Origin of the sequence: Kribbella sp. NPDC023855, assembly GCF_040639475.1 — a bacterium.
Lineage (GTDB): Bacteria > Actinomycetota > Actinomycetes > Propionibacteriales > Kribbellaceae > Kribbella.
The window spans coordinates 974,733-1,000,207 of record NZ_JBFAAA010000001.1; the positions used below are offsets into that span (position 1 = coordinate 974,733).

Sequence of the window (25,475 nt, forward strand, 5' to 3'; positions counted from 1 at the left end):
CAGAGTAGATGGGGCCGCACCAGGCCCCCGAGCGATGGGATTCCACGATGGCGAAGTACCTGCTCCTGATCTATGGCAACGAGCAGACCTGGGAGGCGATGTCCGAGCAGGAGCTGGCCGAGCTGGGTGCCGCGCACGCGGCCTTCGCCGCGGCGGCCGGCGACGCGCTCCTGGCCGGCCATGAGCTGCAGCCGACGACGACCGCAACTACCCTCCGCGGCAGCATCAGCGGCCCGCCGACACCGACCGACGGGCCGTTCCCGGAGACCAAGGAGGCACTCGGCGGCTTCTACCTGGTGGAAGCCCCCGACCTCGACGCGGCGCTCGCCCTCGCCCGGCTGCTGCCCGAGGCCTCGGCCTCGCACAGCGGGGTGGAGGTCCGGCCGGTCAACGAGCCGGACCAGAGCGGGACGGCACCGGCTTGACGCAGTACGTCGACGTCGCGGCAGCCGTCGCCGACGCGCACCGTCACGAGTGGGCCAGAGTGCTCGCCGCGACGGTGCGCGTCACGCGCGATCTCGACCTCGCCGAGGAGTGCACTCAGGACGCCTATGCCAAGGCGTTGGCGCACTGGGCAGCCAACGGCGTACCAGATCGTCCCGGTGCCTGGTTGACCACCGTCGCTCGCAACCGGGCGAGGGATCTCCTGCGGCGGGAGTCGGTACTGCGCTCGGCCTTGCCGTTGCTTGTCATGGAGGACGTGGTGGCGGGGCCGGAGGAGGTGCCTGATCCGCAGGAGGTTTCGGATGACTGGCTGCGGCTCATCTTCACTTGCTGCCACCCGGCGCTGTCGCGTGATGCTCAGGTGGCGCTGACCTTGCGACTGGTGTGTGGGCTGTCCACGACGGAGGTGGCACGGGCGTTCCTGGTCCAGGACGCGGCGATGGCTGCGCGGATCACACGAGCGAAGAAGAAGATCAGCGCTGCCCGGATCCCGTACCGGGTGCCGGATCGCGCCGAGCTGCCGGGTCGAATCGATGCCGTCCTCGAGGTGGTGCATTTGGTGTTCACGACCGGTCATGCCGCGCCGGCCGGTCCGCAGTTGGTGCGGCGGGATCTGGTCGACGGAGCCATGCATCTGGCCCGGACGCTGCATGAGTTGCTGCCGGGCCACAGCGAGGTTGCTGGCTTGCTGGCGTTGCTGCTGCTCACCGACTCCCGCCGGGACGCTCGGGTCTCCGAGAGTGGAGAACTGGTCCTGCTCGCCGAACAGGACCGCGCGCGGTGGGACGCGGGGGAGATCGAGGAGGGGGTGGCGCTGCTGACCGAGGCACTGCGAAGTGGTGGCGCGAGGAGGTATTCGGTGCAGGCGGCGATCGTCGCTGTGCACGCCGAGGCAGCCACGTGGGAGGACACCGACTGGGTGGAGGTCGTCGGCCTGTACGACGTACTACGCCACCTGTGGCCGTCGCCGGTCGTCGAACTGAACCACGCGGTCGCGATCGGGTATCGAGACGGTCCGGCGGCCGGTCTCGTCGCGCTGTCACCTCTGCAGGACGAGCCCGCCCTGAGCACCTATGGCTACCTGAGCGCGGCTCGAGCCGACTTCCTCAGCCAACTCAGCCGGTGGGCGGAGGCGGCGACGGCGTACGAGGAGGCGCTGGCGATGACGAGCAACGAGGTAGAACGCACCTTTCTAAGCCGTCGCCTCGAGGAAGTCGCAACCCACCTCTGACCGGCAGGACGCCCACGCGTGCTCCTACGTCGCCCGCTCCCCACCCCCCAGCTACCTCGCTCCTCCGTCGCTCGTCCCGCTGCCGTGACTACTAGTTGGCCAGACGACCCGCTCGGCTGGCTGACCAGCAGGAAACTCCTGTTGGCCGGCTACTCGGGTGTGGTGTGCCAGCTGGTCTGTTTTTCAGTCCGCGCGGACTCCTGTGTGCCGAGCGACAGGAGGTAGTCCGCTTGAACGCGAGCTCTCACGCTCACGCAGCAGGCCGGTGACCCGGATTCGAGCACTACCTCCTGTCCGTCGGCACAACCCGGGCGGCCAGGCTGGCGGGGTGGAGTGGCCTGAGCGCCAGCATGCGATCCACCGGCCGGGGATGGGCGAGGTGCGGCTAGGGGAGTGGGTCGAGCGTCAGTAGGCGATTCGCCGGTTGGGGATCCGTTTGCGTCGTCTGCTGCTTTCACGGCGGCGGGACGAGCGACGGAGGAGCGAGGGAGCCGGGGGTTGGGAGCGGGCGACGCAGGAGCACGCGTGGGTGTTCGACCTTGGGCGCGCTCCCATTCAACCTAGACCGCCGAATCATTGACTCGCCTGCTTGGAAAGCGCTATCTTCCGACGAAATGAGGCGCAAAAAGTACAAATCGCCTCTTCGTCGACAGGCGCACGGGCAGGAGAAGTAGGCATGGCAAGGTCGTTGAGATGGGCTGCCCTGGGGCTGGGAGCGGTACTTGTGGTGGCCGGTTGCAGCACCAGTGGGGCCGCGAAGGTCGAACAGGACCCGAAGGCGCCGCTGGAGTTGTGGACGCGGACCAAGCCGGGTGGGGACGGCGAGAAGGGGATGAAGAAGCTGGCGGCGGCCTTCGAGGCCAAGACCGGGCAGAAGGTGGAGGTGACCGCGATCTTCGACGACTTCGAGACGAAGTTGTCGCAGCGGGCCGCGCAGAAGGATCTGCCGGACATCGTGATGAACGACTCGGCCCAGCTCGGGTCGATGGTCAGCGAGGGCATTGTCCGCGAGGTCGATCCGGCCGCCGTGCCGGGCACCGACCAGCTGATCGAGACCGCGCTGGCGTCGGCGCGGGCCGGTGACGGCAAGCTCTACGGGATCCCGTACTCCGCGCAGGCGAGCGCGTTGCTGATCCGCAAGGACTGGCGGCAGAAGACCGGGTTGCCCGCACCGAAGACCCTGGACCAGTTCGTCGCGCTGGCGAAGGCGTTCACCACGCAGGACCCGGACGGCAACGGTAAGAACGACACGTTCGGGCTGGCCGTGCCGGGCTCGACCAAGCGTGGATACGCGTCCTGGTACTTCTCGAACTTCCTCTGGGCCGCCGGCGGTGAGTTCATCGCCAAGCAGCCCGACGGGAAGTACAAGCCGGCGATGTCGACGCCGGAGTCCGTGGCCGCCACCAAGTGGTTCCGCGACCTGGCATGTACCAGCAAGGTCGTTCAGCCTGGTGCCGCGACGATGGACACGCCGCCGACCAACGAGACGTTCGAGGCGGGCAAGACCGGCATGTACGTCGTCGGCCCGTACCTGATGCCGCGCTTCGACAAGTCGCTCGGCAAGGACAAGTACGAGGTCGTCCCGATGCCGCCGGGCGCGAAGGACTCGACCGTGCTGGCCGAGGGCGGCAGCGTCTACATGATGGCCGGCTCGGCGAACGAGGCCGCTCAGAACTCGTTCGCTGCCTTCGTGATCTCCGTCGAGGGACAAAAGGTCGGCATGGAAGGCGAGGCCGCCTTCAACGTGCAGTTGCCGGTCAACAAGGCCGTCGACGTCACCACGGTCCGCAAGGATCCGCGCTGGAAGGTGTACGCCGATGTCTACCGTGACCACGGCCGGTACTCGCCGACGATCCCGAACTGGACGCCGGTCCGGCAGGCGACGGCCGACACGATCAACGCCCTGATCGCCGACTGCGGGCTGGACGTTCCGGCGGAGCTGACCAAGCTCGACGGCAAGCTGGCCGAGACGCTCAAGCAGCAGGGCATCGACGCCTCGTGACTGTGCAAGCCGCTCCACCTGCCTCGCCGCCCTCGGCGGCTGCCCCCGGCGCCCAGCGCCGGGGGACCGGCTCCCGGGCCAGGGCCGCCCGGGGCGGCCGGTGGTGGATTCCGTGGCTGTTCCTGGCACCGGCCCTGATCCTCTTCCTGTACTTCAAGTTCATCCCGATGGCCCAGGCCATCTCGATGTCGGTGCAGGAGGTGCGGCCCTATCTCGGCAACACCTGGGCCGGTACTGCGAACTACAGCGAGATCCTGTCGTCGGACAGTTTCCGGTCGGCGACCTGGAACACGATCCTGCTGGCGATCGGGCAGACGTTCGGTTCGATGGTGCTCGGTTTCGGTCTCGCCCTGCTGGTGGAGGGCCAGACCCGCAAGCTGAACTTCATCCGCTCGGCTGCGTTCCTGCCGGTCGTCGTACCGATGGCGGTGGTCGCCGAGCTGTGGCGGATCATGTACCACCCGACCAGTGATGGCCTGATGAATCAGGTGATCGCCCTGATCGGTCTCGGCCCGTCCGGCTTCATCAACGATCCGGACACGTCACTGGCGTCGATCGCGGTCACCGGCATCTGGCGGGGTGCGCCGTACGACATGATGATCTTCCTGGCCGGGCTGGCGGGGATCGACCGTGGCCTGTACGAGGCGGCGACCGTCGACGGCGCGTCGACCAAGCAGCGGATCCTGCACGTCACCCTGCCCGGTCTGCGACCCGTGTTCGCGATCTTGTTCGTGCTCGCCGCGGTGCGTGGTTTCCGGAGCTTCACCGAGGTCTTCCTGCTGACCAACGGTGGCCCGAACGGCTCCACCGAAGTCGTGATGACGCTGATCTACAAGCTCGGCCTGGAACAGAACCGCCTCGGCGTGGGCTCGGCCGGTGCCGTGCTGCTCTTCGCGGCGACCCTCGTCCTGACCGTCTGCGTCCAGCTGCTCCGGAGAAGGAGATCCGCATGAGTGTCGCCACCGAGACCGCGCTGGGTCTCACCGAGAGCAAGGGTCTTCGGGCCCGGATCGTCAAGATCGTCGTCTACACCGGCTTGTTCGTGGTGTTCGCCGGGCCGCTGCTGGCGCTGCTGGTGAGCTCCTTCAACCACGTCTCCGATCCGACCCAGCTCAGTGTGGTCCCGAAGAGCCCGACGCTCGACAACTTCCGGATCGCCTTCGACCAGGGCGTCCTGAAGTACCTGCTGAACTCGTTCTTCGTGGTCGGCTTCGGCCTGCTGCTCCAGGTCGCGGTGTCCGTCCTTGCCGGCTACGCCCTGGCACGCAAGGTGTTCCCGCTGATGACGCTGGTGATGGTCGCGATCCTCGCCACGATGATGCTGCCCGAGGAGATCCTGGCGCTGCCGCTGACCCTGGTGCTGGCCGACCTGCCGCTGGTGCACCTCAACCTGATGGGCACGCTGGCCGGGATGATCGTGCCGCTGGGCGCGTGGGCCTTCTCCATCCTGGTGATGACCGAGTTCATGAAGGACGTACCGCGCGAGCTCGAGGAGGCGGCCCGGATCGACGGAGCCGGCGAGTTCCGGATCTTCGCCCAGATCATCCTGCCGCTGTGCAAGCCCGCGCTCGGCGTGATCGGGGTGTTCGGCTTCACGATGATCTGGGACCAGTACCTGTTGCCGTTGCTGGTGGCAACGAACTCCGACGCGTACACGCTGCCGCTGGCGCTGCGGACGCTGCGGATCGACCCGCTGGTCACCCCGGGCGTCGTGATGGCCGCCTCGCTGCTCGCGCTGCTGCCGTCGGTCCTGGTCTTCCTGTTCTTCCAGCGTTCGTTCGCCCGTGGCCTGACCGCGGGCGCGTTGAAGGGATGAGGCGATGACCGGCAAAGCGTGGTTCCGCCACGACCGCTTCGGGATGTTCGTCCACTGGGGCCTCTACGCCTTGGCCGCGCGGCACGAGTGGGTCAAGAACCGCGAGCGGATGACCGACGAGCAGTACAACCGGTACTTCGAACGCTTCGACCCCGACCTGTACGACCCCCGCGAGTGGGCCCGGTCGGCGCGAGCGGCCGGCATGCGGTACGTCGTCCTGACGACCAAGCACCATGACGGCTTCTGTCTGTGGGACAGCGCGCTGACCGACTACAAGGTGACCAACACGCCGTACGGGCGGGATCTGCTCACGCCGTTCGTCGAGGCGTGCCGGGCCGAGGGACTCAAGGTCGGGTTCTACCACTCGCTGATCGACTGGCATCACCCGTCCTTCCCGATCGACGGGCTGCACCCGCAGCGCGACGACGAAGAAGCCAAGGCGCAGGCGGCCGGGCGCGACATCGCGCAGTACCGGGAGTATCTGCATGGGCAGGTCAGGGAGCTGCTGACCGACTTCGGGCAGATCGACTATTTGTTCTTCGACTTCTCCTACGCCGGGCGGCCGCAGACCTGGGGTGGGAAGGGCGCCGAGGAGTGGGGTGCCGAGAAGTTGCTCGCGATGGTCCGGGAGTTGCAGCCGGACATCCTGGTCAACGACCGGACCGGCCTGCCAGGCGATTTCGTGACGCCGGAGCAGTACCAGCCGGCCGGCCCGATGACGGGGCCCGGAGGGCCGATCGCGTGGGAGGCCTGCCAGACCCTCAACGGCAGCTGGGGTTACGACCGCGACAACTTCGACTACAAGAGCCCTGACCTCCTGGTCCGGATGCTGGTCGACGGTGTCTCGAAGGACGGCAACCTGCTGCTCAACGTCGGTCCGACCGGCCGCGGCCTGATCGACCCACTCGCCGAAGCAACGCTGGCCGCCATCGGCGACTGGATGCGGCTGCACGAGCGGTCGATCCGCGGCTGCGGCGCCTCCGAGTACGCCGCTCCGCCCGACAGCCGCTACACCCAGAACGGCGATCGGCTCTATCTGCACTTGTTCAGCTGGCCCTTCAAGCATGTGCACCTGCCTGGACTGGCCGGGAAGGTCGCCTACGCGCAGCTGCTCTCGGACGCCTCGGAGATCCAGCTGGTCGAGCCCGACCCGAGCCGGCTCCACGAGAACACCCAGCCGGGCGGCCAACCGCCCGGAACCCTGACCCTGCAACTTCCGGTACGCCGCCCCGAGGTCGCCGTACCGGTCATCGAGTTGTTCCTCACTCCATCCGCCTGAATCCGCCTGATCCGGGAGACCTGATGAACCGCCGTACGTTTCTCACCGCTGGGACTGTCGCCGCCGGGCTGGCCGGAGTGTCGATGACCAGCGGACTGCCTGCCTCGGCCCGATCCCGGGACCGGCGGTACGTCCAGTCGCTCGACGAGCTGCGCCGCGCGCTCGCCACCGCCGGCCCGAGCACCGTGATCACCGTTGCCGACGGCCACTATCCGGTCCCGTCCGGTGCGCCCATCGCGATCACCGGGATGCGGGGTGCACCCGGCCGGCCGATCACCGTCCAGGCTGAGACGCCGGGTGGTGTGGTGCTGACCGGCGAGCAGAGTTTCGTGCTGACCGGCTCGTCGGACATCACGCTCAGTGGGTTCGCGTTCCGGCAGAGTACGACGCTGGAGCTGCCGCCTGACTGCCGGCGGATCCGGTTGACCCGGAACGACTTCCAGCTGGCCGATATCGAGGGCCTGCACTGGGTGATGGTGCGGGCCGACCACTCGAGCGTCGACCACAACGCGTTCCACGGGAAGACGACGCTGGGCATCTACCTCGGCATCGAGGGTGCCGGGACCGACGCGATGGCCGTCGGTGTGCACGTGTACCGCAACCACTTCAGCGATCACAGTTTCCCCGGCGACAACGGCGGTGAGCCGATCCGGCTCGGAGTGAGCCCGCGAGCGCTGTCCACGGCCGGTGCGATCGTCGAGTTCAACCTGTTCGAGCGGGCCAACGGCGATCCGGAGGCGATCTCGGTCAAGTCGTCGGGCAACGTCATCCGGCACAACACGATCCGGGACAGCCTGGGCGGCATCGTGCTGCGGCACGGCAACGAGAACCGGGTCGAGGGCAACTACCTGCTGTCCGGCTCCAACGGGATCCGGATCTACGGCGACAGGCACCTGGTCGTGAACAACTACCTGGAGCGGATCGGCGGTTCGGGCATCGTGCTCGGAAGCGGCAACGTGCGCGATCACTTCCCGGGCGAGTCCCCGTCGTCGCGGCGCGGGAACGACGCACCGGACGGCGTACAGATCGCGCTCAACACCGTGCTGGACTGCGGGACCGCGATCAGCGGCGAGAGCCACCGGACCCTTCCGCCGCTGGGTTGTGCGATCACCGACAATCTTCTGATGGGTGACAACGGACAACTCGTGAACATGCCGTTCCAGGAGGGCATCGCCTGGTCGGGCAACCTGCACTGGGGTACGGCGACCGACGGCAACGCGCCGGCCGGCACCTTCCGGCGGGCCGACCCGAAGCTGGTCGCGGGGCCGGACGGCATCCGCCGGCTCACCACGGGCAGCCCGGCGATCAACGCCGCGACCCGCACCTACCGTGACGTGGACACCGACCTGGACGGCGACCGGCGTACCGGCCGGGCCGATGTCGGTGCCGACGAGTTCTCCCGACGGCGGCCGTGCCTGCAGCCGTTGACGCCGGCCGACGTCGGGCCGCACGCGTCATGACGACAACCCAGACCCCGGTCATCACCCGACGTGAGGACGAGCTGATCAGAACCCAGCTGGATCGGCTGCGGCTGGATCTTGTCGTCGCCGCCCGGATCACCCGGGTGCACCGCGAATGGTCGCGGCCGCTGCAGCCCGATCCGTTCTCGCGGCTCTACCTCATCCTCGAGGGCGAGGGCCGGCTGGTGGTCGGGGAGCAGGAGCTCTACCCGGAGCCGGGGGATCTTTGTTATCTCCCGGCCGAAGTACCGGTGTCGTACGAGACGATCAGCGACAACGTGTTCCGCAAGCACTGGCTGCACTTCTCCGCGCTGATCGGTGACCGGGACATCGGTGAGTTGCTGACGTTGCCGTACATCGTGAAGAGCAAGGCGCCGGAGGAGGCCGCGGCCCTGTTCGAGCAAGTGGGCGCCGCCGACCGCGATCCGCCGGGGCTGGCGACACCGCTGCGCTTGCGGTCGGCCCTGACCGCGTTGTTCGCGCACTACCTGGACAGCGCGCCACCTGGGTCTGTCCGGCTCTCGACTCAGCAGACGAGCGAGTCCAGCGTCGTCCAGTACATCCAGCAGAACCTCGGCACGCCTCTGACGGTCGAGGAGCTGGCGGCCCACTTCGGCCAGGACCTGGCGACCTTCGTCCGCCGGTTCCGGACCGAGTTCGGATTGTCGCCCAAGCAGTACATCAAGCGGGCCCGGATCGAGTGGGCGCAGCGTGAGCTCGCCTCGACGACCCGGCCGATGGAGGAGATCGCGGCCGCGGTCGGGATGGACCAGTCGTACTTCTCCAAAGTGTTCCGTCAAGTCAGCTCGGTGACGCCGAGTGAGTACCGAAAGCTGTACCGCCCCAACGGTTGAGGAGACTTGTCATGGATCGTCGTGCCTTTCTGGCCGGCGGCCTCGGTGTTGCCGCCGTCGCCGCCTTCCAGCTACCCAGACCACGATCGGCGGACGCGCAGGCGACCGCGGTGGTCACATCACTGTCCCAGCTCCAGTCGGCCATCAACTCGGCCACCGCCGGCACCACGATCGTGCTCGCAGGAGGTTCGTACGCCGTACCGTCGGGCTCGCCGATCACGGTGTCCGGCAAGAACGGCACCAGTACTGCGCCGATCACCATCCAGGCGGAGAGCCGCGGTGGCGTGACGCTCACCGGTTCGCAGAGCTTCGTGATGTCGAACTCGTCCTGGATCACGGTCAGTGGGTTCGTCTTCAAGCAGAGCACCACGCTGGACCTGCCGTCGTCGTGCACGCGGATCCGGCTGACCCGCAACGACTTCGCGCTGGCCTCGGCCGCCAGCCACTGGGTGGTCGTTCGCGGTGACGACGTGAAGGTCGACCGCAACGTGTTCCATGACAAGTCCACGGTGGGCTGCTACCTGGTGGTAGACGGCCCGTCGGGCACGGTCATGGCCAAGCGCACCTACATCCTGCGCAACCACTTCCGCGATCACTCGTTCACCGGATCCAACGGCGGTGAGCCGATCCGTCTCGGGGTCAGCAGCCGCGCGTTGAGTACCGCGGCGGCGACGGTCGAGTACAACCTGTTCGAGCGCACCAACGGCGACCCGGAAGCCATCTCGGTCAAGTCGTCCGGCAACACGATCCGGTACAACACGTTGCGCTCCTCGGGCGGCGGCATCGTGCTGCGGCACGGCAACGCGAACCGGGTCGAGAGCAACTACCTTCTTGCCGGTGGCAACGGGATACGGATCTACGGCAACGACCACCTGATCGTGAACAACTACGTCGACGGTGTCAGCAGCGCCGGGATCGTGCTCGGCAGCGGAACGGTGCGGGACCACTACGAGGGTGAACCGTCCAGCTCCCGGACCGGCAACGACGCTCCTGACCGGGTGACGATCGTGCTCAACACCCTGCGCAACAACGCCCAGGCAATTGTCGGAGAGAGTCAGCGCACGCTACCGCCCCTGGCGTGCAGGATCTCCGACAACCTCCTGGTCGGCTCGAGCGGCCAACTGGTCGACATGCCGTACCAGCAGGGCATCACGTGGTCCGGCAACATCCTGTGGGGTTCGGCCGGCAACGGGAACATCCCGTCCACGGGCTACACCCGCGCCGATCCGAAACTCACCGCCGGCTCCGACGGCGTCTACCGGCTCGGCTCGGGCAGCGCGGCCGTGAACGCGACGAGCATGGATCACTCGAGCCGGGTCACCGACGACGTCGACGGCCACGCCCGCACCGCGCCGTACGACGTCGGTGCTGACGAGTACTCCACAGCCGCACCGGTACGCCGTCCACTCACCGCGGCTGAGGTTGGTCCCGGGGCCGCTTGAGTCAGGACAACTGTTCGACCAGGAGACCCGCGGCAATCAGGATCATCGCGACACCTGATCCGCGGGTCACCCTGCGCGCGACGTCGGGCCGCGTCCGCAGTACGGCGCGGGCCGCCGTCGCGACGCCGGAGTACACGACTCCGCAGACGATCACGTGCAGGAACCCGAGCGTCGCGATCTGAACCGCGACCGGCCAGCCCCCGCCGATGAACTGCGGCAGCAGGGCGAGGAAGAGCAGCATCCCCTTCGGGTTGAGTCCGCTGATCCCCGCCCCCTTGAGCAGAACTCGCCCAAAGGACCGTTCGACGGGAGAGTCCGCCGTCGGCAGAGCTGGTCGCGCCACCGTTTCGACGCCGAGCCAGAGCAGGTAAGCAGCGCCGACGACGGTCAGTCCGGTCAGCAACGTCGGCCTCCCGGCAACCAGTGCTGCCAACCCAGCCGCCACCACGCAGGTCACTGCTACATATCCGAGCAACAGCCCGGCCACAGCCGGTACGACGGACCGCTCCCTCAGCCCGGCCGCAATGGCATAGGCCCAGTCCGCCCCTGGAACGAGGACCAGCAACACCGAGACCGTGGCGAAAGCGGTCAGCGAGGTGATGTCCATGTCGGGGAGACTATGAAGAATCCGCCGGAAGGTGGTTCCATCTTCTCCCACCGTCGAACTCAACTGAGGGAGAATCTTGCTCGTGGATGCCATCGATCGACAGATTCTTGCTGAGCTCCAGGTGGACGGCCGGCTGACGGTCACCGACCTGGCGGCGAAGGTCCGGCTCAGCTTGTCGCCGTGTCACCGCAGACTGCGGGAGCTGGAGCGGACCGGCGCGATTCGCGGCTACCGCGCGGTGGTGGATCCGGCGGCGCTCGGGCTGAAGTTCGAGGCGCTCGTGTTCATCACCATGCGCCAGGAGGACCGGGACACGGTGGCCGAGTTCGAGGCGGCGCTGACCGAACTGCCGCAGGTCGCTCAGGCGCAGCGGCTGTTCGGCGATCCGGACTATCTCCTGCGCGTGGTCACCACGGACCTGGAGGCCTACCAGGAGCTGTACGACGAGCACCTGGCGACGTTGCCCGGCGTCCAGCGGCTCAGCTCCACGCTGGTGATGAAGCAGATCGTGGACGCCAGGCCCCTACCGACCTAAACGCTGCCGACCTAGACCAGGGTGGGCTGGGCGTTCCCGGCTTCGGCGATGCCGCGGCGCATGTCGACCCGGGTCAGCAGGACCAGACCGATCACGAAGAAGAGGCCGAGGGCCACGATCGCGGGCCGGTAGGAACCGGTGAGCTGGTGGACCAGGCCGAAGACCAGGGTGCCGAGCCACGAGGTGCCGCGCTCGCCGGCCTGGTACAGGCTGAAGTACTCCGCCTCGCGGCCCTTCGGGATGAGCTGGCTGAAGGCCGAGCGGGACAGTGCCTGGGTGCCTCCGAGCACGATGCCGATGGCGGCACCCATCGCCAGGAACGGGACGATCTGCCGGGCCGGCAGCATGAAGCCGGCGATCACGATCAGCATCCAGACCACCAGGCCGCCCATGATCGTGCGCTGGGTACCGAACCGGCGGGCGAACCGGCCGAAGGCCAGCGCGCCGAAGAACGCGATGAACTGGACCAGCAGGATGGTCATGATCAGCACCTGGGTCTCGAACCCGAGCTGCTTCTCGCCGTACGTCGAGGACACCGAGATGACGGTCTGGATGCCGTCGTTGAAGAACAGGTAGGCGACCAGGAACAGCAGCGTCATCGGGTAGGTCCGGACGTGCTTGAGCGTCGCGAACAGCTGACCGAAACTCTGCTTGACCAGGCTGCCACTGCCGACCGGTACGACGCTGGCCGGCGGCCGGTTCTTCAGCCGGACGAACGGGACGAAGGTGAACAGTCCCCACCACAGCCCGGCGGTGAGCAGGCTGAGCCGCACGGCCGTGCTCGTGCTCATCCCGAGCGCGTCGTGCATGGTGACCACACCGAGGTTGATCGCCAGCAGGATGAAGCCGCCCAGGTAACCGAACGCCCAACCCCGCGAGGACACATCGTCGCGGTCGTCGGGCCCGGCGATGTCGACCAGGATCGAGTCGTAGACGACCATCGACGACCCCAGACACAGGTTCCCGATGAACAGCAGCAGCGCGCCGAGCTCCCAGCGGCCGCCCTCGACGAACACCATGCAGCAGGCGGCCAGCGCGCCGGCCCAGGCGAAGGCGCACATCAAGACCTTCTTGCGCGGCGACCGGTCGGCGATCGCCCCGACGATCGGCAGGAACAGCGCCGACATCAGGGTCGCGACGGTGACGACGTAGAAGGCCAGCGAGCCGGGAGAGATGCCGAGCCCGAGCACCTGGAGGTTGGTGGTGCACGGATCTTCCGCGGTACCGACCCGGCCGCAGGCGGCGGTTTCGGCGACCGACGTGAGGTACGGCGCGAACAGGACGGTCGCGACCGTCGTCACGTAGCCGGAGTTGGCCCAGTCGTACAGGCAGAAGCCCCAGTACTCGCGTTCGTCCACCCTCGCCGGGGCCGAGAGAATTCCCATGCGGGGGAGTGTGTCAGGAAACCCACTGACCTCGCTCGACCAGGACGTCGCGGAGCAGGTCGGTCCGGTCGGTGATCAACCCGTCCACGCCCGCGTCGAGCAGCCGGTGCATCTCGGCCGGGTCGTCCACGGTCCACACGTGCACTTGCTTGCCGAGGGCATGCGCTCGGCGGAGCAGCCCGGGAGTGAGCACTCGCAGGCGGCCGTAGTACTCGGGGATCTGCAGGCAGGCGCCGGGTGACGTCAGCCGGAACGGCGAGAAGCGGAGCCGGGCGATCTCGCGTTGCCCGAAGCCGGTGGCGAGCCGTTCGCCGAGCTCGCGCCGGATCAGCTCGACGCGGGCTTGCGAGAAGGACGAGACGCAGACGCGGTCGATCGCGTCGTGCCCGCGCAGTACCTTGGCCGTGGGCAGCACGCCGTTGTCGGCCTTGATGTCCAGGTTGAGCCGGACCTTGGGGAAGTGCTCCAGCACCTCTGACAGCAGCGGGATGGGCTCGTGCCCGTTGATCTTGGCCTTGCGGACCTCGGACCAGGGCAGCTGGGAGATCACCCCGGTCCGGTCGGTCACCCGGTCCAAGCGGTGGTCGTGGAAGGCGATCACGACCCCGTCGCTGGTCGCGTGCAGGTCGGTTTCGAGGTACTGGTAGCCGAGTCCGACGGCGTGCTCGAAGGCGTGCATCGAATTCTCGTAGCCGACGTTCTCCGGGTGCAGAGCACCGCCGCGGTGGGCCATCGCGATCGGCCCCTCGTGGTCGAGATAGGGATACACGCCCTGAAGTATGTACCGTTTGGGTGGTGACGGTACTCAGCCCCCGCCCAGACCTGTGGACCCTCGACCCCGGCGTCCTGCACCTGAACCACGGCTCGTACGGCGCCGTCCCGCGCCGCACGCAGGAGTTGTTGGCCGAGTTGCGGGCCGAAGCCGAGGCGAACCCGATGCGCTGGTTCCGCTCGGTCGCCGAGCGGCTCACCGCCAGCCGGCTGGAGCTGGCCGCCTACCTGCAGACGGACCCCGCGGGCTTCGCGCTCGTCCCCAACGCGAGCGCGGGCGTGACTGCCGCGCTCGCGACCATCCCGATCCCCGCGGGCACCAAGATCGTGCTCACGAACCACGCCTACGGCGCTGTCCGGTACGCCGTGGAGCGTTTCGCCCGGGCCAAACAGGCCGAGGTCGTGACTGTCGACGTACCGCTGGAGGCTGACGACGACTCCGTCATTGCCGCGATCGAGCCGGCCCTGGACGTGATGACGGCCGCGCTGGTCGTCGACCAGATCAGCTCGGCGACCGCGATGGTCTTTCCGATCCGCCAACTGGCCGAGCTGTGCCGGTCGCGGGGCATCCCCTCGATCGTCGACGGCGCCCACGCGCCCGCTCTGCTCGACGCGCCCGCCGGGGACGGCGCCGACTTCTGGACCGGCAACTTCCACAAGTGGCCCGCCTCGCCTCGTGGGACGGCCGGCCTCGTGGTGTCCGAGGAGTGGCACAGCGAGACGTTGCCGCTGATCGTCAGCTGGTCGGAGAACGACGAACGTCTGCCGGAGCGGTTCGACCAGCAGGGCACGCACGACTACGCGGCGTGGATCGCCGCGCCTGAGTCGCTGCGGGTGCTCGCCGAGCTCGAGTGGCCGCGGCGGAGGTCGGAGCTGTCGGCCATGCTCGATGAGAGCGCGAAGGTGCTCGCGAAGGCGCTCGGGACTTCAGTGGCCGAGGTCGCGCGCCCCGCCGCCACCATGCGTCTGGTCGAGCTACCTTTCCCCGGCGTGCCGTCGCCGGAGGCGGGCGAGGCGTTCAAGGCGAAGGTGTCCCAGGAGCTGAAGGCAGAGATCACCTTGACGGCGTCCGACGGCCGCGTCTTCGTTCGCCTGTCGGCTCACGCCTACAACAGCCCGCAGGACTACCAGCGGCTCGCCGACCAGCTGCCGTCACTGATCTGAGTCGGCCGGGCTCACGGCCTGGCCGAGAGTGAAGGCGGCGAGGAACTTCGGGGCACCCTTCTGGTAGAAGATGTCGACCTCGGTCATCGTGAAGCCGGCGTCGGTGATCAGGTCGGCGATCGGTTTGGTGAGGTGGCAGCCACCGGCGAGGCGGCGCTGCATCGGCTCCAGGCGGTGTTGCCAGCGGCGTACCGGCTCGTCGGGGGCGAGGCCGTGCTCGACGAAGTGGAACGAGCCGCCCGGTTTGAGGACTCGTCGGAGTTCGCGCAAGGCCGCGGGCGCGTCCGGGATGGTGCACAGAGTCCAGGTCGACAGGGCGCTGTCGAAGGTGTCGTCGTCGAAGGGCAGGGCCTGACCGTCCAGTCCGGAGCGGCGTACCGGCAGTTGGGCGGCCATCACCCGGTCCTCGGCCAGCCGCCAGGCGACGTCGGACGGCTCGACGGCGGTCACCGCCGTCACGGTCTCGGGGTAGTGATGGACGTTAAGGCCCGATCCGAACCCGATCTCGACAACCTCACCCTGCAGGCCTTGGCAGACCCGCCGCCGCAGCGGTTCGGCCACCTTGGCGCCGCAGGTGAGGTTGACGAGCCGGGGTACTACACGATCCGAGTAGAAGCCCATCTCCGCATGCTAGGCCTCTCGGTCAGCCTTTGACCGCACCGGCGGTCATTCCGGCGACGATCTGGCGGTTGAAGAACAGGAACATCACCAGCGGTGGAATGGTGATCAACAGAATGTTCATGAACAGCAGGTTGTACTGCGTGGTGAACTGGCTGGAGAAGTTGTAGAGGGTCAGCTGGACGGTGGCGTTCTGGTCCCCGGGCAGGAAGTACAGCGGGTTGACGAAGTCGTTGAAGACGACCACCGACTGGACCACCACGACCGTCACGATGACGGACCGCAGCAGCGGGAAGATCACCTTGAAGAACAGCCGGACCGGACCGGCGCCGTCGATGATCGCCGCCTCGTCGAGCTCGCGCGGGATGGTCGCGACGAACGCCCGGAACAGCAGCACGCAGAACGACAGCCCGAACGCGATCTCGACCAGGATCAGCCCGGGCATCGTCCGGAACAGCCCGATCCGCTGGAGCACCCAGATCGTCGGTACTACGGCCGGCGGGATGATCAGGCCGGACAGCACCAGGAAGTTGACCAGACCGTTCCAGCGGGTCTGCCGGCGCTGCAGCACGAACGCGGCCATCGCAGCCAGCACCACCATCCCGGCCACGCTCGCGATCGTGAGGATGGTGGAGTTGATGAACGCGATGATCAGCATGTAGTCGCGCGCCTCGACGACGGCGACGAAGTTCTGCGCGAACTGGAACTGGTGCGGCCAGGAGAAGTCCAGCAGCGATGCCTGTTGCCGGTCCTTGACCGCGGTCAGCACGATGAACGCGAACGGCACCAGGAACACGACGATCGAGACCAGGATGGCGACCACGCTGAGCAGATAGTTCTTCCGCGGCCGGGGACCGGACCGGGTCGCGGTGCTCACAGCTCCACCTCCTTGCGGTTGAGGAACCGCGACAACGGCAGCACGATCGCCGTCACCACGACGAACAGGACGACGTTGCCCGCGGTGGACAGGCCGTAGAAGCCGGCCTGGTACTGCTTGTAGATGACCGAGGCGATCACGTCGGAGGTGAATCCCGGCCCGCCGCGCGTCATCGCCCAGATCAGGTCGAACGACCGCAACCCGCCGATCAGCGACAAGATGATCACCGTGACGGTCGCCGGCCGAGCCAGTGGCAGCACGATCCGGCGGAAGCTCTGCCAGCCGGTGGCACCGTCGACCTTGGCCGCTTCGAGGTACTCCGGCGGGATCGACACGATGCCCGCGATGTAGATCAGCGTCGCCAGCCCGACGCCTTTCCACACGTCGACCAGCGCCACCGACAACAGCGCGTACTTCGGGTCGGTCAGCCAGCCCGGCCCGTCGATCCCGAGCACCCCGAGCCCGCTGTTGATCAGCCCGCGCTCGGGGTTCATCAAGACCGTGAAGGTCAGCCCGACGCCGATCGTGGAGACCAGCACCGGGAAGAAGTCCACCGACCGGAGGTAGCCGCGGGCAACGATCTGCGAGGTGAGCAGGACCGCGAGCAACAGGCCGAGGACGACCTTCGTCCCCGACGTGACGACGGCATAGATCAGCGTGTTCGTGAAGCCCTTCACCAGGGCGGGCTCGGAGAAGAACGTGCCGAAGTTGCCGAACCCGATGAACTTCGACTCGAAGATGCTCCACCGGGTCAGGCTGAAGTAGAACGAGGCGAAGGTCGGGATCGCGAACAGGACGCCGTACACGACGGCCGCCGGAGCGTAGAACCAGGTCGAGTACGGGCTACGCAGCCGGCCACGATCCGGCCCTGCGACGCTCGAGCGCGTCTTCGTGGACGTATCGATCGACGTCGTGGCCACGGCTCACCAGCCCTCCAGCCCGAGTTGCTGCGCCTGCTTCTTGACGTCCTCGTCGTAGAGCGAGGCCCCGGCAGCGGCCTTACGGATCCCGGAGCCGACCTCGACGGTGATCTGCTCCAGCGACGGGCCCTTCACCGGCGAGAGGAACTCCAGCGCTAGGCTCGAGGAGCCTTCCTTGTCGATGTAGGGCTGCATGTCCTGGACAGCCTGCGGTACGTCGGCCGGCAGCTTGCACTCCTTCACCGCGAACGGGCCGGTGACGGCGCCGGCCTTCGCCTGCGAGTCGCACCCCTCCTTGCTGCCCACGAACCCGAGGAACTTCTTCGCCGCGTCCAGCTTGGCGCCGGTCGTGCTGTTCGGGATGTAGACGCCGCCGGGCGCCCACACGGTCAAGCCGTTCTTCGCGGCGTCGTCACCCGGGATGGCGAACAGGCCGACGTCCCTGGCCGCGGCCGGGTAGGTGGCGACCAACTCGCTGACCACCGCCGACAGGATCGGGTAGTGCGCACCCTTGCCCTGGGCAAGCAACCTGAGGCCGTCCGGCATCTTGGCCGAGGCGAAGTCCTTGTTCACATAACCCTGGTCGTGCACCTGCTGAAGGTGCTCGAACCCCTTCCGGGCCGCCTCGGAGGTGCCGTACTTCGCCTGGTTCTTGGTGTACTTGTCCGCGAAGTCGGGCTCGGCCGCGGACACGTTGTGGAAGTCGCCGAGGACGAACAGCTGCGACGTCCAGGTCTCGCCGTAGGTCTGGATCACCGGCGCGACCCCGGCTGCCTTGATCTTCGCGTTGTTCGCCATGAAGTCGGCCCAGGTCTTGGGCACCTGCAGGTTGAGCTTGGCGTACAGCGGCTTGTTGTAGAGGATCGCGCCGGCCAGGAACCCGCCGTACGGCGCGCCGTAGACCTGGTCGCCGGCGGTGACGGTGCTCTTGAAGTTGTCGTCCAGCCCGCCGACGAACGGCTGGTCGCCGACCGCGACCAGGTTCTTCTGCGGCGCGATCGCCTGGAACAGGGAGCCCGAGTTGTACGCGAACACATCGCTCATGTCGCCGGTGGAGAGCCGGGTCTTGACGATGTTGTCGCCTTCGCTGCCGGCCGGGCGGGTCTCCACCTTGATGGTGATGCCGGGGTTCTTCGCGGTGAAGTCCTTGCCGAGCTGCTCGGCCGTCTTGACCGTCTGGTCGGCGTTGTCGACCAGGAAGTTCAGCGTGACAGCGTCGCTGCCGCCGCCCTCGTCACTCGAACCGAGGCTGCCGGCGCTGCAGGCGGTCAGGGCGAGTGCCGCGATCGCCAAGCCGGCCAGGGAAGTTGTCCTACGTGAGCGGATCATGATGGCCTCCAGTGCTGTTCACTGCGCGATGAGCAAAGAGTCGAGCCGGGCCTTCAAGGCCTCTGCGCCGGTGGAGAACCCGCCACCGGTGACGGCCTCGACGAACTGGGTCGCGGGAGCGTCCAGGTAGCGTTCGAGCCGCCCGGCCAGCTGGGCGTCGTCCTCGACCACACCGGCCTCAACCGCTGCGCTGACGACCGCCTGCCAGGTCGGCTCGTGGTCGAGGAGCTGCCGGATGCTCGGATCAGCCCCGAGCGGCGCGGCGTCGGAGTACGGGTCGGTGGTGGTCCATTCGTGCTTTCCATGCCGTACTTCGACCGGGCTGCTGCCGTCTGGCAGGTGCACGGTCGCGGTGGCCCCGACGGGAACAGTGACGGCCAGGCGGAAGTTGCCGTCGCTGCGGGTCCACTCGACGCTTGCTTCGCCGTACGGCGTGAGGTGGCGAGCAGCGGCCCGGGTGAGGCGGGAGTCGGGCAGCGGGTCCACCACGATCGTGCGGTAGCCCGGTTCGCCCGGCGCGAGGCCGGCGACTCGTCGGTGCATCCAGTCGGCGACCGCGCCGAGTGCGTAGTGGTTGAAGGACGTCATCTGTCCCGGGTTGATGCTGCCGTCGGGAAGCATGCTGTCCCAGCGCTCCCAGACCGTGGTGGCGTCCATGGTCACCGCGTAGAGCCAGGACGGGCAGCCGGTCTGCAGGAGTAGCCGGTAAGCCAGCTCAGGTTCGCCGGCGTCCGTCAACGCGTCAGTCATCAGCGGCGTACCGATGAAGCCAGTACTGATCCGGAAGCCCGAGGTGCGAACCAGGTCGGCCAGCCGCTGACCAGCGCGCTTCCGCTGCGCCTCTGTCGGCAGCAGAGCCCACTGCAGCGCCAGCGCGTACGTCGTGGCCGCGTCGCTGAGCACCCGGCCACCCTCAGTCGTGTACTCCGCTGCGAAGGCCGTGCGGACCTTCGCTGCAAGGCCGGAGTACTGCGCGGCCAGGTCGGCGTCACCGGCCAGCTCGGCAGCCCAGCCGACGATCTCGGCCGAGCGGGCCAGGTGAGCCGTCGCGACGACGTCGTGGTCCGCCTTGGCCTGGAACGGGTTGTCCGGGGGAGCGGTCGGGTCCAGCCAGTCGCCGAACTGGAAGCCGCCGGTCCACAACAGGTCGTCGCCGGCCAGGTCGGTCATCCGGTCGACCCACGCCCGCATGCTCGGCAGCTGGCGGACCAGCAGGTCGAGGTCGCCTGTGCGCTGGTAAAGCACCCAGGGGACGACTGTTGCCGCGTCACCCCAGGCAGCGGTCGCCGGCCCGGCCCCACGGATCACGTCGGGGATCACGAACGGGACCGACCCGTCCTTGTGCTGCTCGGCGGCGAGATCGGCCAGCCAGTTGGTCAGGAAGCCCGCGCTGTCGAACAGGAAGGAAGCAGTAGGGGAGAAGACCTGGATGTCGCCGGTCCAGCCCAGCCGCTCGTCGCGCTGCGGGCAGTCTGTCGGTACGTCGAGGAAGTTGCCGCGCATTCCCCAGACGACGTTCTCGTGGAAGCGGTCGAGCAACGCGTGCGACGACTCGAACCAGCCGGTACGGCGAAGGTCGGAGCCGACCACGACGGCTTCGAGATCCTCCTTGGCCAGTCCGTCGACGCCGGTCACCTCGGCGTACCGGAAGCCGTGGAAGGTGAGTTCGGACTCGAGGGTGACCTCGTCCGGGCCGGCCAGCACGTAGGAGTCGGTCGCCTTCGCCGAGCGCAGCGGACGGACACCGAGTTCACCGTCTTCGAGTACCTCGGCGTGCCGCAGTACGACCTCGTCGCCGCGAGCGCCGCCACGGACGCGCAGCCGGACCCGGCCGACCACGTTCTGACCGAAGTCGACCAAGGTCTTGCCCGTTGGCGAGGTGCTCAGCCCGACGGCCGGCAGGATCTCGGTGACTCGGACCGGTGGGCCGTCGGGGGCGACCAGCAGGCCGAGGTCCGCATCCAGTACCTCGACCGGCGTCGGGTCGGCGGGGGTGTGGGTGAGGTCGGTGCGCTGGCCGTCGTACAGGTCGTCGGCGATGATCTGGCTCTCGCGGGCGGTCCAGGTCTCGTCGCTGGCGAAGACGTGGGTCTTGCCGTCGGCTGTGGTGACCTCTAGTTGCGCGAGCACGGCCAGGCGGTCGCCGTACAGGGCGTGCTGGTTCTGGAAGCCGAGGCGGCCGCGGTACCAGCCGTTGCCCAGCAGGAAGTTGAGGGTGTTCTCGCCCGGCTGCACCAGGTCGGTCACGTCGTAGGTCTGGTAGCGCAGGCGGAACTGGTACGCGGTCCAGCCGGGGGCCAGCTCCTCGTCGCCGACCCGCTGGCCGTTGAGTTCCGGCTTGTAGACGCCGTGGGCGGTCGCGTAGAGCCGGGCGCTGACTATTCCCTCCGGCAGCGTCGTGGTGCCGCTGACGATGGGTGCGGGCTGGTCATGTGCGCCGATGTCGCGGGGGCTGACAAAACGGGCGGTCCAGTCATCGGGGCTGAGCAGGCCAGCCTCCACGACTGCGGGGTCGCTCCAGTCACTCCAGTCGGTGCCGTCGCTGACTCTGATCCGGACTCGGGCCTGCTGGCGAGACGTGAGCGGCGTACCGGGCCAGGGGACCAGCACCTGGTCGGGTGACTCGACGGTGTGAAGCTCGGGGGAGTCGTCGCCTCGCACGATCGCCACCTCGTACGCGGCCTGGCGGTAATCATCGGCGGCGGTCGGGACCTGCCAGGAGAGGCGGGGGGACGCAGTACCGAGGCCCAGGACTGGGCCGTCTCCGGTGCGGTGCTCGAAGCGGACGGACACGGGTGCGGCGGCAGGACGGGTCATGGCGCTCCAGACTGTGAAACGATTCATTCTTGTTCTGTCGATCCTGCGGCTCCCGCCGGTTCGCGCATAGTCCGGAGTGCACCGGAGGTAGCACGAAATGCACCTGGGCTCGTATGTTGGACCATGGCCGAACCGCCGGTCGAAACGACCGGAACCCTGCTGCACTTCATCGACGGCTCCTACGCGTACGCCGGTCGCTACGTGCACCCGGACGCGCATCCCGTCCACACCCACAGCTTCTTCGAGGTCGCTGTGGTGATGAGCGGCGCCGGACTCCACCACAGCCCGGCCGGCTACCAGGAGCTGTCGGTCGGCGATGTCCTGCTGCTACGGCCGGGCGTCTGGCACGGGTACGACGGCTGCAGTGATCTCGATGTCTTCAACTGCTGCTTCTCCGCGGACCTGTTGCAACATGAGCTGGCCTGGACCCGTGAGGACACACTGCTCGGCTACCTGCTCTGGACCGGCCCGAACTCGGCCCAGCGGCGAGGCGTGCTGACCGGCCACCTCGACTCGATCCCGCTGGAGGAGTGCGTCAGCCAGCTGGAGCATCTGGAGGATCTACGCGCCCGGCCGTTCGACCTGCATCGCGGGGACGTGATCGGCCGGCTGTCGCTGTTCCTGAGCTGTCTGGCGCGCGCGTTGGCCGGCGACGACCTCGGCGCCAGCCGGCCGGCTCATCCCGCAGTACTGACGGCGATGAAGTTGATGGAGTCCAACCCCGCGCACCACTGGACTCTCACCGAGCTTGCCGCCGAGCTTCACCTGGCGCCGGGCTACCTGGTGCGGCTGTTCAAGTCATCGACCGGATTGCCGCCGATGGCCTACCTGTCCCGCCATCGCGTCGAGCTCGCCGCCGATCGGCTGCTGCACACCGACGAGCCGATCAGCCGGATCGGCGAAGCGGTGGGCTGGCCCGACCAGAACTACTTCGCCCGTCGCTTCAAGTCCCACTACGGCCTGAGCGCCAGCACCTACCGCGCCCGGTTCACCCGCGCTTGATCAGTACTTCGAGCCCGTCCAGGATCACGTCGAGACCGAACGTCAGCCCTTTGTTCTGCTGGCCGTCGATCGACCTCATCGCGACCGCGAGACCGGGAAACCGCTCGGACTGAGTGGCCAGTACTTCGCTCAGGGCCGAGGTGATGTGTTCCTCGGTCACGCCCGTGCTGCCGCCGGGCATGCTCAGCGACTGCTGCGCGACCGTGCGCACGTGCCCGACGACGGTCAGAACCGCGTCGAGCTGCTGCCCGCCGTTCAGCCCGGACTCGGTCAGCGCGCGGACCCCGTGGTCCATCCAGGTCAGCTCGTTCGGTCCGAGCTCGCGCCGGCCGACCGTCGAGAGCAACAGCCAAGGGTGCTTCTCGAAGGCGGCATAGAGGTCGAGCGCCCACGTCATCAGCGCTTCCCGCCAGGGTCGGCGCGGCCGGTCCGGCGGTAGGCCCATCGCCACGTCGGTCATCAGCGCGACCAGCTCGGCCTTGCCCGGGACGTACCGGTACAGGGCCATCTTCGTGAAGGACAGGGCGGCCGCGACGCGCTGCATGGACACGGCGTCGAGACCGTCGGTGTCGGCGAGTGCGATCGCGGCGCCGGTGATGCCTTCGACGGTCATCGCCGGCTTGGGTCCGCGGGTCGGCGGGAGCGGGTCACCCCAGAGCAGGTTGATCATCGCGAACCCCCGGTTGTGCTGTCGGCTGAACTGTGTCTACCATACACATATTGAAACCGTGTCCGGTGGACACAATTATCGTCCGGGAGGGCACTGAAGTGAAGATTCTGGTTTCGGGAGCGAGCGTCGCCGGTCCGGCTCTGGCCTACTGGCTGGGGCGCTACGGGCATGAGGTGACCGTGGTCGAACTGGCCCCGGCGCTGCGCAAGGGCGGGTACGCCGTCGACTTCCGCGGTACTGCGAACAAGGTGGTGCTGGAGCGGATGGGCGTCCTGGACAACCTGCGAGCACTGCAGACGGGCGGCTCGGCGATGCGGTTCGTCGCCGAGGACGACCGGTTGTTGATGCGGCTGCCTCCGGAGTTCGCCGGGGGAGAGCTCGAAGTACTGCGCTCCGACCTGTCGCAGGTGCTCTACGACCACAGCCGCGAGAAAGCGGAGTACGTGTTCGGTGACTCGATCGCGTCGCTGACGCAGCACGGCGGCGGAGTCGATATCGCCTTCGAGAGTGGGGCGGAGGCGACCTTCGATCTCGTGTTCGGCGCCGACGGTCTGCATTCCGTGGTGCGCCGGCTGGCGTTCGGTCCGGAGCAGGACTTCGTGCGTTATCTGGGGTACTACGTCGCAGGCTGGGATCTGCCGAACGACTTCGGGATCGATCGGGATTCGTTGATGTACAACGTGCCCGGCCGGCTGGCGAGTGTCGGCGTGGATCATCGGGACGCGCGCAAGGCGGGCGCGATGTTCGTCTTCGCCTCGCCCGAGCTGACCTACGACCGGCGCGATCCCTCGCAGCCGAAGGCGATCCTGCGATCAGCGTTTGCCGGTCTCGGCTGGAAGGTGCCGCAGCTTCTGGACGGGCTGGACGGCTGCACCGAGCTGTACTTCGACTCGATCAGCCGGGTGGACGCCAGCCGCTGGTCGAACGGGCGCGTGGCACTGGTCGGCGATGCGGGCTACGGCGCGACGCTTGGCGGCATGGGGACCGGTACTGCGATCGTCGCGGCCTACGTTCTTGCAGGGGAGTTGGCGGCAGCCGACGGGAACCACGCGGCGGCGTTCGCGGCGTACGAGAGTCAGCTGCGCAAGCCCGTGCAGGCGTGCCAGGCGGGTGGGAACCGGGCCGGGAAGTTCCTGGCGCCGAGGACGCGGTTCGGGATCGCGGCACGCAACCGGCTGCTCGGCACGCCTTTCCTGCTCAACCAGATGCTGCGGATGGGGGAGAAGGTCAGCAGCGACTTCGTCATCCGCGACTACTCGACGACTCAGGGCAGCAGCGGCAACTTGCTCAGGAACGTCTCCCAGGAGTCCGGCAACCAGCCCGGTACGCCGAGCACGGCCATGTAGAGCCAGATGCCGACCAGCACGCAGAGGAAGAGTACGAGCGTGCCGAGCGCCTTCAGCCAGGCCGGCTGCTTGCCGGTCCACGCGGTGAGCTGCTGAACCCAGCCTTTGACGCGGTAGAGCAGCCGCTGCGCCCACTCGAACTCACTGGCCAGCACGGCCAGGCCGGCGATGAACAACGGGATCCCGCCCGGCCCTGGCAGCCACCCGGTCAAGGGCGCCGCGATGATCAGGATGCCCCCGACCACGCCCACACAAATCCGGTAGATCGCGTGCTTGCGCTTGTCCGCCCGGATCTTCCGCCGCCACTCCCAGCGATCATCCTGGGCGTCCAGCGTGATGTTGTTGTCCGTGCGGTCGGGACTGGTCTGCTCGGCCACAGCCCTAGCGTACGTGCTGAAAGGAGCTACCCCGGGGAGAATTCCCAATGCCACGGCTCCTGCCGCGAGCCCCCTTCCCCAGCCCACTCCGGGTGCACCCACCCGTAACTCTCCGCATTCGCCACCATCCACTCATGCTGCGGCGTACCGAAGTCGTTGATGCCGTCACACAGATCCACGGCCAGCCCCCAGCCGTGGTTCGACGTACCAGGCACAGCCGCCAGGTCCGGCTTGCGGCGCAGCAGGTCGACCTGTGCGCGGTAAGACCGGTAGGAGTCGGTGATACAGAGCTTCGTCTGGAAGCGGGCTTCGTAGGCAACAGCCAGCTTCTCGTACGCCGCTGCCGCGTCGCACCGCAGCTTGTGGCCGGGCGCGATGCGGCAGAGCTTGTCAGCCGGCATCTTGCCGTTGCCGTAGCCCCGCCAGCCGTCCGCAGTACCGATGGCGGACAGGTATGGCGTTGCCACGACTCCACCGACGGCGAGTAGGACAACCGAGCAGCCAGCCGCCAGGAGGCGGTGGTTGCGGA

Annotated in this window: 24 protein-coding genes; 13 read left to right on the forward strand and 11 right to left on the reverse strand. The window is 67.9% G+C overall.

Features of this window, described 5'->3' with window-relative positions; all coding sequences use genetic code 11:
* The first annotated feature begins 47 nt into the window (after nt 1–47).
* The 9 genes from AB0F51_RS04485 (at nt 48) to AB0F51_RS04525 (ending at nt 10,528) form a co-directional block, all read left to right on the forward strand.
* Nucleotides 48–425 carry a YciI family protein gene (locus tag AB0F51_RS04485; RefSeq protein WP_360273866.1) on the forward strand — a complete coding sequence of 126 codons (378 nt, stop codon included), beginning with the start codon at nt 48–50 and terminating at the stop codon, nt 423–425.
* Entirely contained in the window at nt 422–1,675 is a 1,254-nt protein-coding gene (locus tag AB0F51_RS04490) for a DUF6596 domain-containing protein (protein ID WP_360273869.1), read from the forward strand. Before AB0F51_RS04485 ends, AB0F51_RS04490 begins: the two co-directional genes overlap by 4 nt.
* Before the next feature lie 676 nt (nt 1,676–2,351).
* On the forward strand, nt 2,352–3,677 hold the full coding sequence (locus tag AB0F51_RS04495) for a sugar ABC transporter substrate-binding protein (RefSeq protein ID WP_360273872.1): 1,326 nt from the start codon (nt 2,352–2,354) through the stop codon (nt 3,675–3,677).
* A complete protein-coding gene (locus AB0F51_RS04500) occupies nt 3,674–4,630 on the forward strand; it encodes a sugar ABC transporter permease (protein WP_360273875.1) in 957 nt (318 codons plus the stop codon). The genes AB0F51_RS04495 and AB0F51_RS04500 overlap by 4 nt, the downstream gene beginning before the upstream one ends.
* Nucleotides 4,627–5,493, forward strand: coding sequence for a carbohydrate ABC transporter permease (locus tag AB0F51_RS04505; RefSeq protein ID WP_360273878.1), 867 nt, complete (start codon nt 4,627–4,629; stop codon nt 5,491–5,493). The genes AB0F51_RS04500 and AB0F51_RS04505 overlap by 4 nt, the downstream gene beginning before the upstream one ends.
* Before the next feature lie 4 nt (nt 5,494–5,497).
* Entirely contained in the window at nt 5,498–6,772 is a 1,275-nt protein-coding gene (locus tag AB0F51_RS04510) for an alpha-L-fucosidase (protein WP_360273881.1), read from the forward strand.
* 23 nt (nt 6,773–6,795) lie between these two features.
* Complete coding sequence (locus AB0F51_RS04515; RefSeq protein ID WP_360273883.1) at nt 6,796–8,232, forward strand: polysaccharide lyase 6 family protein; 1,437 nt, start codon at nt 6,796–6,798, stop codon at nt 8,230–8,232.
* The gene (locus AB0F51_RS04520) at nt 8,229–9,086 is read left to right on the forward strand and encodes an AraC family transcriptional regulator (protein WP_360273886.1); all 858 of its coding nucleotides are present in this window, start codon (nt 8,229–8,231) and stop codon (nt 9,084–9,086) included. The genes AB0F51_RS04515 and AB0F51_RS04520 overlap by 4 nt, the downstream gene beginning before the upstream one ends.
* A gap of 11 nt (nt 9,087–9,097) precedes the next feature.
* Entirely contained in the window at nt 9,098–10,528 is a 1,431-nt protein-coding gene (locus tag AB0F51_RS04525) for a polysaccharide lyase 6 family protein (protein ID WP_360273889.1), read from the forward strand.
* 1 nt (nt 10,529) lies between these two features.
* On the opposite strand, the gene AB0F51_RS04530 is transcribed toward AB0F51_RS04525, so the two are convergent.
* Nucleotides 10,530–11,135 (reverse strand): LysE family translocator, encoded by a 606-nt coding sequence (locus AB0F51_RS04530; RefSeq protein ID WP_360273892.1) that lies wholly within the window; start codon nt 11,133–11,135, stop codon nt 10,530–10,532.
* A gap of 82 nt (nt 11,136–11,217) precedes the next feature.
* Between AB0F51_RS04530 and AB0F51_RS04535 the strand changes: the two genes are divergently transcribed.
* The gene (locus AB0F51_RS04535) at nt 11,218–11,670 is read left to right on the forward strand and encodes an Lrp/AsnC family transcriptional regulator (RefSeq protein WP_360273895.1); all 453 of its coding nucleotides are present in this window, start codon (nt 11,218–11,220) and stop codon (nt 11,668–11,670) included.
* 11 nt (nt 11,671–11,681) lie between these two features.
* Here AB0F51_RS04535 and AB0F51_RS04540 read toward each other — a convergent pair whose 3' ends face one another.
* A complete protein-coding gene (locus AB0F51_RS04540; protein WP_360273898.1) occupies nt 11,682–13,055 on the reverse strand; it encodes an MFS transporter in 1,374 nt (457 codons plus the stop codon).
* A gap of 13 nt (nt 13,056–13,068) precedes the next feature.
* Nucleotides 13,069–13,824, reverse strand: coding sequence for a glycerophosphodiester phosphodiesterase (locus AB0F51_RS04545; RefSeq protein ID WP_360273901.1), 756 nt, complete (start codon nt 13,822–13,824; stop codon nt 13,069–13,071).
* Nucleotides 13,825–13,850: 26 nt separating this feature from the next.
* On the opposite strand from AB0F51_RS04545, the gene AB0F51_RS04550 reads away from it, so the two are divergent.
* The gene (locus AB0F51_RS04550) at nt 13,851–14,990 is read left to right on the forward strand and encodes an aminotransferase class V-fold PLP-dependent enzyme (RefSeq protein WP_360273904.1); all 1,140 of its coding nucleotides are present in this window, start codon (nt 13,851–13,853) and stop codon (nt 14,988–14,990) included.
* On the opposite strand, the gene AB0F51_RS04555 is transcribed toward AB0F51_RS04550, so the two are convergent.
* The 5 genes from AB0F51_RS04555 to AB0F51_RS04575 are packed head-to-tail and all read right to left on the reverse strand — an operon-like array spanning nt 14,979 to nt 21,551.
* Entirely contained in the window at nt 14,979–15,611 is a 633-nt protein-coding gene (locus tag AB0F51_RS04555) for a methyltransferase domain-containing protein (protein WP_360273907.1), read from the reverse strand. The genes AB0F51_RS04550 and AB0F51_RS04555 overlap by 12 nt on opposite strands.
* Before the next feature lie 22 nt (nt 15,612–15,633).
* Nucleotides 15,634–16,485 (reverse strand): carbohydrate ABC transporter permease, encoded by an 852-nt coding sequence (locus tag AB0F51_RS04560; protein ID WP_360273910.1) that lies wholly within the window; start codon nt 16,483–16,485, stop codon nt 15,634–15,636.
* Entirely contained in the window at nt 16,482–17,405 is a 924-nt protein-coding gene (locus AB0F51_RS04565; RefSeq protein ID WP_360273913.1) for a sugar ABC transporter permease, read from the reverse strand. Before AB0F51_RS04565 ends, AB0F51_RS04560 begins: the two co-directional genes overlap by 4 nt.
* A 3-nt stretch (nt 17,406–17,408) precedes the next feature.
* Complete coding sequence (locus tag AB0F51_RS04570) at nt 17,409–18,734, reverse strand: extracellular solute-binding protein (RefSeq protein WP_360273916.1); 1,326 nt, start codon at nt 18,732–18,734, stop codon at nt 17,409–17,411.
* An 18-nt stretch (nt 18,735–18,752) separates the two neighbouring features.
* Nucleotides 18,753–21,551, reverse strand: a complete 2,799-nt coding sequence (locus tag AB0F51_RS04575) for a glycoside hydrolase family 78 protein (protein ID WP_360273919.1) — start codon at nt 21,549–21,551, stop codon at nt 18,753–18,755.
* Nucleotides 21,552–21,674: 123 nt separating this feature from the next.
* Between AB0F51_RS04575 and AB0F51_RS04580 the strand changes: the two genes are divergently transcribed.
* Entirely contained in the window at nt 21,675–22,553 is an 879-nt protein-coding gene (locus tag AB0F51_RS04580; RefSeq protein ID WP_360273921.1) for an AraC family transcriptional regulator, read from the forward strand.
* On the opposite strand, the gene AB0F51_RS04585 is transcribed toward AB0F51_RS04580, so the two are convergent.
* Complete coding sequence (locus tag AB0F51_RS04585) at nt 22,540–23,223, reverse strand: TetR/AcrR family transcriptional regulator (protein ID WP_360273923.1); 684 nt, start codon at nt 23,221–23,223, stop codon at nt 22,540–22,542. The genes AB0F51_RS04580 and AB0F51_RS04585 overlap by 14 nt on opposite strands.
* Before the next feature lie 98 nt (nt 23,224–23,321).
* Between AB0F51_RS04585 and AB0F51_RS04590 the strand changes: the two genes are divergently transcribed.
* Nucleotides 23,322–24,569, forward strand: a complete 1,248-nt coding sequence (locus AB0F51_RS04590; RefSeq protein WP_360273926.1) for an FAD-dependent monooxygenase — start codon at nt 23,322–23,324, stop codon at nt 24,567–24,569.
* Here AB0F51_RS04590 and AB0F51_RS04595 read toward each other — a convergent pair.
* Together AB0F51_RS04595 and AB0F51_RS04600 are read right to left on the reverse strand one after the other, a co-directional pair.
* Nucleotides 24,488–24,946 (reverse strand): PGPGW domain-containing protein, encoded by a 459-nt coding sequence (locus tag AB0F51_RS04595; RefSeq protein ID WP_360273929.1) that lies wholly within the window; start codon nt 24,944–24,946, stop codon nt 24,488–24,490. The genes AB0F51_RS04590 and AB0F51_RS04595 overlap by 82 nt on opposite strands.
* A gap of 26 nt (nt 24,947–24,972) precedes the next feature.
* The gene (locus AB0F51_RS04600; RefSeq protein ID WP_360273932.1) at nt 24,973–25,413 is read right to left on the reverse strand and encodes a M15 family metallopeptidase; all 441 of its coding nucleotides are present in this window, start codon (nt 25,411–25,413) and stop codon (nt 24,973–24,975) included.
* Nucleotides 25,414–25,475: the final 62 nt, after the last annotated feature.